The following is a 12,137-nucleotide window of genomic DNA, read 5'->3' on the forward strand; positions in this document are numbered from 1 at the left end:
GGCATGGCAGCGGGAAATTGGAAGCATAGCCTGAAGATTGGTCTCGCACTGCTTGCCAGCCTTGCCATTTCTCCCGCCATTGCCGCACCGTCCAAGGCGCAGATTGAAAGCCAGTATCGCAACTGGCTCGAAAAGGACCTTTGGCCGGAAGCGAAGGCAGCAGGCGTATCGCGCGCCGTGTTCGATCAGGCTTTTGCCGGTGTCTCGATCAACTGGAAGCTGCCAGACCTCGTCATCCCCGGCGAAAAGCCTTCGACACCGAAAGAGCAGAAACAGGCGGAATTCGGTGCACCCGGCAAATATTTCAATGCAAAGACGATGGGCGCGGTCACAAGCGGCGGCAAGGCGCGCTATGGCCAATATGCCAATCTCCTGAAGCGCATCGAACAGAAATACGGTGTTCCGGGGCCGATCCTGCTTGCCGTATGGGGCCGCGAATCCGGCTTCGGCACGGTGAAGATCCCCTACAATGCCTATGAGGTTCTTGGCACCAAGGCTTTTATGGCAACCCGCAAGGATATGTTCCGCAAGGAATTGATCGCGGCGCTCGAAATTGCTTCGAAAGGTTACATCGACGAAAATGCAATGAAAAGCTCGTGGGCGGGCGCGCTCGGCCAGCCGCAATTCATGCCGACCTCCTATCTGAAACACGCCGTCGATTTCGACGGTGACGGCAAGCGCGACATCTGGAACTCGGTGCCGGATACGCTCGCCTCCATCGCCAATTATCTGAAGCTGCACGGCTGGCAGAAGGGGCGTGACTGGGGCTTTGAAGTGAGCGTTCCGCAGAACGTTTCCTGTTCGCTGGAAGGCCCCGATCAGGGCAAGACCTTTGCTGAATGGGCAAAGCTCGGCATTACGCGGGTGAATGGCAAACCGTTTCCGGCCAATGAAATGAAGGGCGAGGGCTTTCTGCTCATGCCTGCCGGTCGCTACGGTCCGGCCTTTGTCGTGAGTCCGAATTTCTACGTGCTCAAAGACTATAATATGAGCGATCTCTATGCGCTCTTCATCGGTCACGTCGGTGATCGTATCGCCTATGGTGCGGGCGATTTCAGCCGTGGATGGGGCGACGTCGGCTCCATGTATCGCTCTGATATCGGCGCAATGCAGAAACGCATGCAGGCGCTGGGTTATGATGTTGGCAAACCTGATGGTCTGCCTGGCTTCAAGACTCGCCGCTCCATCGGCCTGTGGCAAGCCAAGAATGGCATGGCGCCAACCTGTTTCCCGCAGCCAGAATTGTTGCGTCAGCTTCGCTGAGTCTGTCTACGCAAGATTTGGTTTGTCGTGTTTTATCAATCAGAAAGATATTGAATATCCTGCGGATATAGAGTTTATTCTGGCTGTGTATAGATATTCCGCGCGCAATTAATTTTATTTTTCACAGTGAATATCTGCTTATTTTTGCGTTTATTGATTTTTTTGAAAGTAAATATGGGATATATTGATTATATTTCGAACTCTTCGGAAGAGTTTTTTCATGTTCGTGTCTTAACGGGAGTCGTTGTAAGTTTGTGTATGTCTCGTCTTCTGGCGAGCGTCGCGGGGTTTATACAGCACCCGAAAGATAAGAAATATAATAAAATACAGTTGCTTTGGACATTAAATTTAATTTTCTGGATGATGCGATGGTGGTGGATTATATTAGATCTGAAGGAGAGCGTTGTATTTAATTATTATATTTATATTATGATTGTTTTTTATTCATCTCTTCATTTCTTTATAGTTTTTCTTATTACTCCAGACGATATAGATGAATACTATTCATTTGAAGAGTACTTCAATAGAGTAATTAAGATAATTTATATCATATGTATAATTATATCAAGTGATTGCTTTCTGCTTTTTGAATTTGATACTAAAAGTTTATTTTCATTTTTATTCTATTTATCTATTTTTCTTTTTAAATCTTCAGCTTATATTATTGCAATTATGTATAAAAGTATACAATTTCAACAATTGTTTATAACAATTCTTTTGGTTTTTTCCGCTGTAGATATATTATTAGAGTTTCTGATTTGATGAATTTTTCAGTATTGTAACAAAAGGGGTGAGGCATTTTACTTGCGCGTGTTTCCGATCATATCTGCGAAAATCCGGGTGGCTTTCGTTCTATAGCGATCATTGTGCTGCAGCATGAGAAACTGGCGTTGCGGCAGAGCAAAATCCGCCTTTACCAGTGTTCCGGCAGCAAGATGCGGGGCGGCGACAAGTTCCGATATGGCCGTCACGTAATCACCGGAGCGCACCGCCGAACAGATGGCTTCGTTCGATGGCAGTTCCAGCGCCACATGCAGTCGCGCTGGATTATAACCGGAAGCGCGCATCGCATCCTCGAAAACGCTGCGCGTTCCAGATCCCTGTTCACGCAGAATCCATTTTCCCTCGAAAAGCCGATCCCAGGTGAGCTTGCCGCCCGTACCCCAGTCATGATCGGGGCGCGCCACCAGAATAAGCTGGTCGCTTGCAACCTTACTGATTGATAGCGACGGCGCCTGCACAGCACCTTCGACGAGGCCAATATCGGCGACGCCTTCCTGTGTCGCCTCGGTAACGCTTTCCGTATTGCCAAGCGTCAGTCGCACGTCGATCAATGGGTAGGCGGCGTGAAACCGTGCCAGAAAGGACGGCAGCCAATAGCTGGCGATGGTCTGGCTGGCATGAATGGCGAGAATGCCCCGTTTGCCGCCACCGAGTTCCGATAGCATCCGCTCGGCAGAGCGGGCGCGCGCAAACGTTGCGCGTGCCTCGTCCAGAAACATGCGCCCGTCACCGGTCAGCTCGATCCGCCGCCCGATGCGGTTGAAGAGCGTCGCTCCGTAGCGATCTTCCATGGTCCGGATGGCCGAACTGACCGCCGAAGGGGTCAGATGCAGGGCTTCCGAGGCTCGCGTGAGGTGCTCACGCTCGGCGACTTCAATGAAAATTCGTAGCTGTTCCAGTGTCATAGCGATGATCGTTCGATTTTATCAAATGAAATATGTCATATAATGAAATGGATTGAACAGGGAAAAACAGGCATCTAATCAGAAAATAATTCTCATACGAGCATTTCCAGCAAAAGTGCGAAGCGGTTTTGCGCAGGACAATGCGAAAAATGCAGACAGTCAGATTTGAAATGCTGAAAATGACCTACTCCAAAATCCAGAACATCCTCCCGGGACTTGGCTTGAGCGTCGCCGTTGCTATCGCTGCAATCGGACTCGAAAAAGTCGAGGAACATTATGCAGGACGGGCCTGGCTCGAAGCGCTGGTGATCGCCATCCTCCTTGGCACGGTCGTGCGGACGTTCCTGCGTCCCGGCAAGCATTTCAACAAGGGCATCGGCTTTTCCGCCAAGCTTCTTCTGGAAATTGCAGTGGTATTGCTTGGCGCGTCGATCAGCGCCAGCGCGGTGGTGGCTGCGGGTTCGGGGCTTATTTTCGGTATCGCAGGCGTTGTGGTGCTGGCTATTACACTCAGCTACGGAATCGGGCGTCTGCTGAAGCTTCCGCATCGGATGGCCGTGCTGGTCGCCTGCGGCAATTCCATTTGCGGCAATTCCGCTATTGCCGCAACCGCACCGGTTATCGGCGCGGGAAGCGAGGACGTGGCGGCTTCGATCGCCTTTACCGCTATTCTCGGCGTGGTCGTCGTGCTGCTTCTGCCACTGCTGGTGCCGTTTCTGGGGCTGTCGCACACGCAATATGGCGTGCTGGCGGGCCTGACCGTTTATGCAGTGCCACAGGTTCTGGCGGCCACTGCGCCGGTCGCGACGATCAGTGTCCAGCTCGGCACGCTGGTGAAGCTCGTGCGCGTTCTGATGCTGGGACCGGTTATTCTTGCGCTGGCGCTTCTCGCCGGTAACAAGGATGCGAATGCCAAGCCGGGCTTCTTCCAGCTGGTGCCATGGTTCATCCTCGGCTTCCTTGGCATGATGGCGCTGCATTCGCTGCATCTGATACCGGAAACGATTCTGCCTGGCATTCAATATGCCTCGACCATACTCACCATCATTTCGATGGCGGCCCTTGGCCTTGGCGTCGATATCCGTTCGGTCGCGTCTGCAGGTGGCCGGGTGACACTGACCGCAGTGCTTTCGCTCGTTGCGCTCTGCGCAATCAGCCTTGGCCTGATCCATATGCTCAGCGTTGCATAAAAAGGCCGGGATGGTTCACATTCCGGCCTTTATTCTCACAAGCGATGGTCAGCTTTTCTTGGCCGCATCAGTCGGCTTTGCGTCGGCTGGTGCATTGGCTGTCTTGCTGGCGTCCTTCTTGTCATCAACGGACATGTTGGAGCGGATCGTCACCATATGTTCCGCCTTAATGAGGGTCAGGTTGGCATCGTAATATTTGCCGTTGCCGAGCTGTTCCAGTGCCAGATCGACATCCTTGTCGATGGCAGGCAGATTGGCTGTCGTTTCGGTTATCACCAGATCAACATCCGCGAGTTTCAGCTCATCCTGAGCCTCTTTCTTGCGGCCATGCTGGATATGTTCATTGGCCTTTTTCAGGTGGGCAGCCTTTTCAGGCGTCAGCTTGTAGTCATCGACCACACCGACTTCCATATCGACCGGCAATGTGCCCGACTGAACTTCGGCGACTTCGTCGGCTGGAGCGCCAGCCGCTTTCATCTTGTCGAGCAGGGATGGAGTGTCTTTCTGCGCCTTGTCCAGATCATCCTTGACCGTCGACAGAATGACCTTGGCCTGGTCGGGTGTTCCCTGAAAAATGGCCAGTCGCGCCAGTGTAACGCCGCGCACCGCTGCGAGGCCATCGCCGGAAATGGCATCCAGCTTCTTGATGGCGTCCTGTTGTGCAGCTTTCGTGCTCTCGGTCGCCGGGGCATTCGGCTTTGCTGCACTTTCGGCGAAGCTTGGCACGGCAAAGGAAGCGCTCAGCAGCGCAGTTGAAAGCAGCATTGCGGTCAGGGTGGTGGTTCTGGAAATCATCTTATGCAATCCGTTCAAAAGTAATTCTGTATAGATATTTTGCTATGAATAGGCGGCTTGGAAGCTTTTATCCTCCACGATTAATGCAGAGAAAGCTTTATTAGTCGCTCACCTGCCGAATTGGAAAAGAATATAATGAATCAATATTGGTGGAGTACGTAAAATTGTGCCGGTTCGTGACCATTTCGTGGCGGAGGAATCACCATAAATTTATTTGATAAAGAAAAAGCCCGCCAGGAGGCGGGCTTTCTCATGTTCGATCGAAGAAGAAAAGATTAGTTCTTTTCCTGCTTCTTCAGAGCGGCACCGAGGATGTCGCCGAGCGAAGCGCCGGAGTCGGACGAACCGTACTGAGCGACAGCTTCTTTTTCTTCAGCGATTTCGAGCGCCTTGATCGAGACCTGCAGCTTGCGGGTCTTCTTGTCGAAAGCGATGACGCGAGCGTCAAGCTTCTGACCGACCGTGAAGCGTTCCGGACGCTGCTCGTCGCGGTCACGCGACAGATCCGAACGCTTGATGAAGCTTTCGAGATCGTGGTCGACGAGACGGACTTCGAGGCCACCGTCGGTAACGGCGGTCACTTCGCAGGTCACAACGGCGTTCTTGCGCAGTTCGCCGGAAGCTGCTGCTTCGCCGACCTTGTCGCCGGAAAGCTGCTTGATGCCGAGCGAGATGCGTTCCTTGTCGATATCGACGTCGAGAACGACAGCCTTGACGACTTCACCCTTGTTGTACTCTTCGATGACCTGTTCGCCCGGACGGTTCCAGTCGAGGTCGGAGAGGTGAACCATGCCGTCAACGTCGCCGTCGAGGCCAATGAACAGGCCGAATTCGGTCTTGTTCTTGACTTCACCTTCAACAACGGTACCGACAGGGTACTTCTGGGCAAAGGTTGTCCACGGATTGTCGAGGGTCTGCTTGAGGCCCAGCGAGATACGGCGCTTGACCGGATCAACTTCGAGCACAACGACTTCGACTTCCTGCGTGGTGGAAAGAATCTTGCCCGGATGGACATTCTTCTTGGTCCACGACATTTCGGAAACGTGGATGAGGCCTTCGATGCCCGGCTCGATTTCAACGAACGCACCGTAGTCGGTGATGTTCGTGACGGTGCCGGTGATCTTTTTGCCGATCGGGTACTTCGCGCCGATGCCATCCCAAGGATCGCTCTCGAGCTGCTTCATGCCGAGCGAGATACGATGGGTTTCCTGGTTGATGCGGATGATCTGCACCTTGACCGTCTGGCCGATGGTGAGGATTTCCGACGGATGGTTGACGCGGCGCCATGCCATGTCGGTAACGTGCAGGAGACCGTCGATGCCGCCGAGGTCAACGAACGCACCGTAATCGGTGATGTTCTTGACGACGCCTTCAACGACCTGACCTTCTTCAAGGTTCTGGACGATTTCCGAACGCTGTTCCGCACGGCTTTCTTCAAGAACGGTACGACGCGAGACAACGATGTTGCCGCGACGCTTGTCCATCTTGAGGATTTCGAACGGTTGCGGGACGTGCATGAGCGGGGTGACGTCGCGGATCGGACGAATGTCGACCTGCGAACGCGGCAGGAAGGCAACAGCGCCGTCGAGGTCGACGGTGAAACCGCCCTTGACCTGATTGAAGATGACGCCATCGACGCGCTCGCCATTGGCGAACTTCTGCTCGAGCTTGACCCAGCTTTCTTCACGGCGTGCTTTTTCGCGCGACAGGACAGCTTCGCCCAGAGCGTTTTCGATGCGCTCGACGTAAACTTCCACTTCGTCGCCCGGCTTCAGCGTGCCGTCTTTGCCCTTTGCGCCGAATTCCTTCAGCGGCACGCGGCCTTCGACCTTCAGACCGGCGTCGATGATCGCCATGTCCTTTTCAATGGCTACGATGCGGCCCTTGACGACATAACCTTCAGCAAGGTCGTTCGTTGCAAAGGATTCCGCCAGCAGCGACTCGAAGTCTGCGAGGGATGGATTGAATTCTGACATGAATACTCCTGGTGCATCCGGAAAATTCATCGGATGCGGCGCCGGGGGTTAGTGTTGCGTTATGCCCGACCTCGGCCCCGTCTTTGCAGACAACCGGCGCGTGGAACGCGAAGTCAGGCTTTTCAGTATGAGTGCAGCCTATATAGGTCCGAACTCAAGATAATCCAGCTTTTCGGGGCATAATGAGATCCAAAAAGTCTAAAAACTTGTCGGTTTCATCCCCGATGCTGCGCCAAAGCATGATCGATCAGCTTTTTTGCGGCCAGAAATGCCGCTTCTATACTCATTTCGCTCGTATCTAGCAAGTGCGCGTCTTCAGCGGGCCTCAGCGGAGAATCGATGCGGTTCGTGTCGCGTTCGTCGCGTTTCCTGAGGTCCGCCAGGATTTCCGCGAAATCTGCCTTCTCGCCGCGTGCCACGATTTCTTCAAAGCGACGCTCGGCGCGCACTTCCGACGACGCCGTGACGAAGAGCTTTATGGCTGCATCGGGACAGACGACCGTGCCTATATCGCGCCCGTCAAGCACGCTTGAGGGCAGGGCATTGGCGAAATTGCGCTGCGCTTCGACAAGCGCACGTCTGACCTTCGGCATGACCGCGACCTTCGACGCCGCTTCGCCGATCGCATGAGCGGAAAGGACCGCCTTGTCCATCTCGCGCAGATCGAGATTGAGCGCGGCGTCAGCCGCCACCGCTTCATCATCGAGCGGCAGCCCCTTGTCGATCAGCGCCTTGGCCACAGCGCGATAGGTCAGCCCTGTATCCAGATGCGGCATGCCGTAGTGAATGGCAATGCGCCGGGCAAGGGTTCCCTTGCCCGAGGCGGCCGGTCCGTCGATAGCGACGATGAACGGCGTCATCGCGCGTCGCTCAGTTCGATCTTGGCGCCCAGTCCCGGCATCATGTCCATGAATTCGGGGAAGGACGTGGCGATCATGGTGCTGTCGTCAACCGTCACCGGCTTTTCCGATGCAAGGCCCATGACGAGGAAGCTCATCGCGATGCGGTGATCGAGATGGGTTGCGACAGTGCCACCACCCAGTCCCTTGCCGTCGGGACGACCGCGGACCGTCAGCGACATCTCGCCTTCGGTGCAATCGACGCCATTGGCTTCAAGGCCGCGTGCAACCGCTGCCAGACGATCCGATTCCTTGACGCGCAGTTCGTCGAGACCGTCCATCACAGTTTCGCCTTCCGCGAAGGCCGCGGCGATGGCCAGAACCGGATATTCATCGATCATCGACGGAGCGCGTTCCGGCGGAACGACAACGCCCTTCAGCTTGGAGGCCTTCACGCGCAGATCGGCGACATCCTCGCCGCCGGCAAGACGGGCATTGAGCACTTCGATATTGGCGCCCATTTCCTGCAACGTCAGGATCAGGCCGGTACGGGTCGGGTTCATCAGCACGTTGCGGATGGTAACATCCGAACCTTCGACGAGAAGGGCGGCAACGAGCGGGAAAGCCGTTGACGATGGATCACCCGGTACGTCGATGGTCTGGCCGATAAGCTTGCCCTGGCCGGTGATGCGGATATGGCGCACGCCGTCCTTGTCGGTTTCAACCGAAAGATCGGCGCCAAAGCCCTGCAGCATCTTTTCGGTGTGGTCGCGGGTCATGACCGGCTCGATGACGGTGGTAACGCCCGGCGTGTTGAGACCGGCGAGCAGCACGGCGGATTTGACCTGTGCGGATGCCATCGGCACGCGATAGGTGATCGGATTGGCCGTCTTGGGGCCGATCAGCGTCAGCGGCATGCGGTCGCCTTCGGCTGCTTCCACCTGAACGCCCATTTCACGCAACGGATTCAGCACGCGACCCATCGGGCGCTTGGAAAGCGAGGCATCGCCGATAAAGGAGGTTCTCATGTCATAGGTGCCGACAAGGCCCATGGTGAGGCGCGCACCGGTTCCGGCATTGCCGAAGTCGAGCGCTGCTTCGGGCTGCAACAGGCAGCCGTTGCCGACGCCATTGATGATCCAGGCATCACCATCCTTGCGGATTTTCGCGCCCATGGCCTGCATGGCGCGACCGGTATTGATGACGTCTTCGCCTTCCAGAAGGCCGGTGATGCGGGTTTCACCCGATGCAAGGCCGCCGAACATGAAGGAACGATGCGAGATGGATTTGTCACCCGGAATGCGAATTTCGCCCGTAAGTGCCTCCGAGCGGCGGGCGGTTGCTGGTTTCGGGGATGCAGAATGGGACATGGATTTTTCACAGTCACATTTTTGGCGCGGACACGCGCCGGGATTGAGAGATAAGCCGGGCTTCCCTAGCATAGTAATATTGTGCGGTCATCCGCGAATACGCGGTGCGGGCGACACCCATAATCAGGAGGGAGAGCCAAGAGTCTGCGCATCCCTTTGCGTTTCGCTTTGACAAACGCGCCAAATTGCGTTTATGCACCGGACAACAATATAAACGTGCTTAAGACTTGCCCCTTGCCATATGGCTCCATGAACAGCATGGTGAAGGGCTATATGCTTCAAGGCAGGCATTCCGGCGCGATTTTATGAATTTGTGTCCCCGTGCGAATTAACGAGGCTAGACGTGGCAAAAGCTGAACTTGGTACCAAGCGTATCGACCCGGAAACGGGCAAAAAATTTTACGATCTCAATCGCGACCCGATCGTTTCGCCTTACACCGGCATTTCCTATCCGCGTTCCTATTTCGACTCGACGCTTGAAAGCCGCGTTGTCGAAGAGGAAACCGAAGAGGAAGAACTGGATACGGCACTCGAAAAGCCGGAATTCGTCTCTCTCGAGGATGCCGACGACGAAACCAAGGGCAGCGGCGACGATCTGCCGGATATGGACGACGACGACGTCGATCTCGGCGACGACGATGAAGACACCTTCCTCGAAGAAGAGGAAGACGAGGACGACGACATGTCGGGCATTCTCGGCGGCGGCGTCGGCGGTGAAGACGAGGAAGGCTGATCTGTTACACAGGTCAAGACCGGATGCTTTTGCGAGGCGACCTTCGGGTCGCCTCGCTGCGTTTGGAGCATATCCCGGATGAGGCTTCGGCGTGATCTGTGAATTATTTTCGGCAGATGTGAAAAGAGTTGCGATTTAGCTCTTGATCTTCTGACAAACGCCATTTAATAAGCCGCCACACCGGGCAGCAAGTCCTGCCTGATGCGCCTCGAAAGAGGTCTGATGGGGCCATAGCTCAGCTGGGAGAGCGCCTGCATGGCATGCAGGAGGTCAGCGGTTCGATCCCGCTTGGCTCCACCAAATGTTTCTTCTCAAGTAACCAGAACGGACACCGTCATCGGTCGGCACAATGGCTGTCGGTGGACAAAGCCTGTCCAAGCGCTATGTCATTTCCCATGACTGAGATGATATTGGCGACATTCGACTGGGTTCCCAAAATGCCGCGTGGCTTCGTCCGCGATCTTCGCGTGCGCTGGGCGCTGGAAGAAGCCGGATTGCCCTATCGTGTCGAAGGCGTTCCATTCAAGAATCGCGGGCCGGAACACTTCACCCATCAGCCTTTCGGGCAAGTGCCATGGCTGATCGACGGTGATATGTCGGTCTTCGAAAGCGGCGCCATCCTGCTTCATATAGCCGAGAAGAGCGATGCGCTGTTGCCGCCTGATCCGAGGGCACGCAACGAGGTCATACAATGGCTGTTCGCGGCGTTGAATTCGGTCGAAATGGCCGCCTTGCCGCTCGCCCTTTATAAATTCACCGGTGATGAGGAGCAGACGCCGGGGCGTCAGCTCATGGACAGCTTCCTTGCCGGTCGGCTGGCGCACATGGAGCAGGCGCTGTCAGGCCGCGAATGGCTGACGGATCAGTTTTCGGTTGCCGATATTCTGATGGCCGACGTGTTGCGTCTGGTTGACCATTTCGACGGTCTGGCGCAGCATCCGGTCTGCCGGGCCTATGTCGGGCGCGCGACGGCACGGCCGGCATTCCAGAAAGCCTTTACCGACCAGATGGAACATTTTGCTGCAGCGGACTGACGCTCTTATTGAAATTAGCATGATGGCGCTATTTCCCGCTCAAGTTGCACTCGACAATTCCTAAAAAATTGCTAAACAGAAATTGTGTGAAGTAGTTCCAGTGTTTTCAAATGAAAAGACTCCAAGATTTTGATGGGTTGCGGTTTTTATTATGTATAGGAATCGCAATTTTCCATTTTTCTTTCCGGGTTCCGGTAAATGATGAGATTCTGAATTCTTTTATATTAACATTTGCTTATTTTACCGATGTCTTTTTTATTGTTTCTGGATTGTTTCTGGCAAGAAGACAAAATTATCTCTGGAGCTGGCCGCGTTATGTAGCTTTCGTTGGGAAGCGGCTCGCGCGGATTTATCCGCTGCACGTGGTGACCTTCTCCTGTTTCGCGCTTCTTTCTGTCCTGACAGCAGCGGGAATTCTGCATCCTCTGGTCGAACCCAGCATGAGCTGGCGAGACGGGCTGACCCAGTTACTGCTGATTCATAATTGGGGTTTGGGGCGCACCTTGTCCTACAATTATGTCAGCTGGTCGTTGAGTGCCCTTTTTGCCATGTATCTCGCTTTTCCGCTGTTCGATATGTTGTGCCGTCGTTTCGGGAGCTGGGTTCTCGTCGGTGTGATGGCTGCAGCCGTGGGCGGTGATTATCTGGCGCAACAGCTTGGCGTATTGTCACTCACACGCATTCAATTGTCCGATGCCGGGGTCTTGCGAGCCTTGCCTTCGTTTGTCTTTGGAATGTGGCTTGCTCGCCGGGAACATCCACCGATGCCGGCATCGGCAATCAAGGCATTGCTTGCCACTTGCCTGATTGTCTTTCTGTTCTATCACCCGGCAAACGGGCCGGACGAACCGCACACGCTTGAAGGCCCCTGGCGGCTGGCCTTCCTCTATGCGGGTGTCTATGTGCTTTATGCCGCATCCACTCGGGGCATTTATACACCGCTGCAATGGCGCGGATTCACAAGGCTTTCCCGTTACAGCTTCGGCATCTTCATTCTCCATCCTGCGGTCGGAATGGTTTTCTTCAAAGCTGCTCCGGAACGATGGGGCGAGGCGACGGCAGGCGCGGTCCTGCTCATCGCTGCAGGTGTTCTTGCAAGCGTGTTGACTGCCATTGCCTCTTACCACCTGTTCGAAAATCCCGTTCACCGCTGGCTGGTGAAAAGAATTGACGCATGGGTCAGCAGATCGGAAGGCTCAAGCGGGTTTTCTGGTTCCACGCGCGACGGCCTGCCCGTCTCCCGATAGGC

At 54.9% G+C, this 12,137-nt stretch carries 10 protein-coding genes and 1 tRNA gene; 6 read left to right on the plus strand and 5 right to left on the minus strand.

Going from position 1 to position 12,137, the window contains the following annotated elements; all coding sequences use genetic code 11:
* Nucleotides 1-3: 3 nt before the first annotated feature.
* Nucleotides 4-1,263, plus strand: coding sequence for a lytic murein transglycosylase (locus CES86_RS13195; protein ID WP_094514583.1), 1,260 nt, complete (start codon nt 4-6; stop codon nt 1,261-1,263).
* A gap of 800 nt (nt 1,264-2,063) precedes the next feature.
* Here CES86_RS13195 and CES86_RS13205 read toward each other — a convergent pair.
* A complete protein-coding gene (locus CES86_RS13205) occupies nt 2,064-2,951 on the minus strand; it encodes a LysR family transcriptional regulator (RefSeq protein WP_094514586.1) in 888 nt (295 codons plus the stop codon).
* 170 nt (nt 2,952-3,121) lie between these two features.
* On the opposite strand from CES86_RS13205, the gene CES86_RS13210 reads away from it, so the two are divergent.
* On the plus strand, nt 3,122-4,141 hold the full coding sequence (locus tag CES86_RS13210) for a YeiH family protein (RefSeq protein WP_181834084.1): 1,020 nt from the start codon (nt 3,122-3,124) through the stop codon (nt 4,139-4,141).
* A gap of 48 nt (nt 4,142-4,189) precedes the next feature.
* Here the strand turns inward: CES86_RS13210 and CES86_RS13215 are convergent, their stop codons facing one another.
* The 4 genes from CES86_RS13215 to aroA all read right to left on the minus strand — a co-directional run bounded on the left by CES86_RS13215 (nt 4,190) and on the right by aroA (nt 9,121).
* Nucleotides 4,190-4,936, minus strand: coding sequence for a YfdX family protein (locus tag CES86_RS13215; RefSeq protein WP_094514587.1), 747 nt, complete (start codon nt 4,934-4,936; stop codon nt 4,190-4,192).
* Nucleotides 4,937-5,211: 275 nt separating this feature from the next.
* On the minus strand, nt 5,212-6,912 hold the full coding sequence (gene rpsA, locus CES86_RS13220) for a 30S ribosomal protein S1 (RefSeq protein ID WP_010657835.1): 1,701 nt from the start codon (nt 6,910-6,912) through the stop codon (nt 5,212-5,214).
* A gap of 215 nt (nt 6,913-7,127) precedes the next feature.
* Nucleotides 7,128-7,772, minus strand: a complete 645-nt coding sequence (gene cmk / locus CES86_RS13225; protein ID WP_094514589.1) for a (d)CMP kinase — start codon at nt 7,770-7,772, stop codon at nt 7,128-7,130.
* On the minus strand, nt 7,769-9,121 hold the full coding sequence (aroA, locus tag CES86_RS13230; protein ID WP_094514590.1) for a 3-phosphoshikimate 1-carboxyvinyltransferase: 1,353 nt from the start codon (nt 9,119-9,121) through the stop codon (nt 7,769-7,771). Before aroA ends, cmk begins: the two co-directional genes overlap by 4 nt.
* A gap of 343 nt (nt 9,122-9,464) precedes the next feature.
* Between aroA and CES86_RS13235 the strand changes: the two genes are divergently transcribed.
* The 4 genes from CES86_RS13235 to CES86_RS13250 all read left to right on the plus strand — a co-directional run bounded on the left by CES86_RS13235 (nt 9,465) and on the right by CES86_RS13250 (nt 12,135).
* The gene (locus tag CES86_RS13235) at nt 9,465-9,854 is read left to right on the plus strand and encodes a TIGR02300 family protein (RefSeq protein WP_010657838.1); all 390 of its coding nucleotides are present in this window, start codon (nt 9,465-9,467) and stop codon (nt 9,852-9,854) included.
* A 224-nt stretch (nt 9,855-10,078) separates the two neighbouring features.
* Nucleotides 10,079-10,154, plus strand: a tRNA-Ala gene (locus CES86_RS13240).
* A 95-nt stretch (nt 10,155-10,249) separates the two neighbouring features.
* The gene (locus CES86_RS13245; RefSeq protein ID WP_029926094.1) at nt 10,250-10,888 is read left to right on the plus strand and encodes a glutathione S-transferase family protein; all 639 of its coding nucleotides are present in this window, start codon (nt 10,250-10,252) and stop codon (nt 10,886-10,888) included.
* Between the two features lie 110 nt (nt 10,889-10,998).
* Nucleotides 10,999-12,135 (plus strand): acyltransferase family protein, encoded by a 1,137-nt coding sequence (locus CES86_RS13250; protein ID WP_011982271.1) that lies wholly within the window; start codon nt 10,999-11,001, stop codon nt 12,133-12,135.
* Nucleotides 12,136-12,137: the final 2 nt, after the last annotated feature.

Source organism: Brucella lupini (assembly GCF_002252535.1).
GTDB lineage: Bacteria > Pseudomonadota > Alphaproteobacteria > Rhizobiales > Rhizobiaceae > Brucella > Brucella anthropi.

Bases quoted from the DNA above. Each gene is read 5' to 3' on its own strand.
- rpsA (WP_010657835.1), bottom strand. From the start codon at position 6,912: ATGTCAGAATTCAATCCATCCCTCGCAGACTTCGAGTCGCTGCTGGCG.
- CES86_RS13210 (WP_181834084.1), top strand. From the start codon at position 3,122: ATGCTGAAAATGACCTACTCCAAAATCCAGAACATCCTCCCGGGACTT.
- CES86_RS13205 (WP_094514586.1), bottom strand. From the start codon at position 2,951: ATGACACTGGAACAGCTACGAATTTTCATTGAAGTCGCCGAGCGTGAG.
- cmk (WP_094514589.1), bottom strand. From the start codon at position 7,772: ATGACGCCGTTCATCGTCGCTATCGACGGACCGGCCGCCTCGGGCAAG.
- CES86_RS13215 (WP_094514587.1), bottom strand. From the start codon at position 4,936: ATGATTTCCAGAACCACCACCCTGACCGCAATGCTGCTTTCAACTGCG.
- aroA (WP_094514590.1), bottom strand. From the start codon at position 9,121: ATGTCCCATTCTGCATCCCCGAAACCAGCAACCGCCCGCCGCTCGGAG.
- CES86_RS13250 (WP_011982271.1), top strand. From the start codon at position 10,999: ATGAAAAGACTCCAAGATTTTGATGGGTTGCGGTTTTTATTATGTATA.
- CES86_RS13195 (WP_094514583.1), top strand. From the start codon at position 4: ATGGCAGCGGGAAATTGGAAGCATAGCCTGAAGATTGGTCTCGCACTG.
- CES86_RS13245 (WP_029926094.1), top strand. From the start codon at position 10,250: ATGACTGAGATGATATTGGCGACATTCGACTGGGTTCCCAAAATGCCG.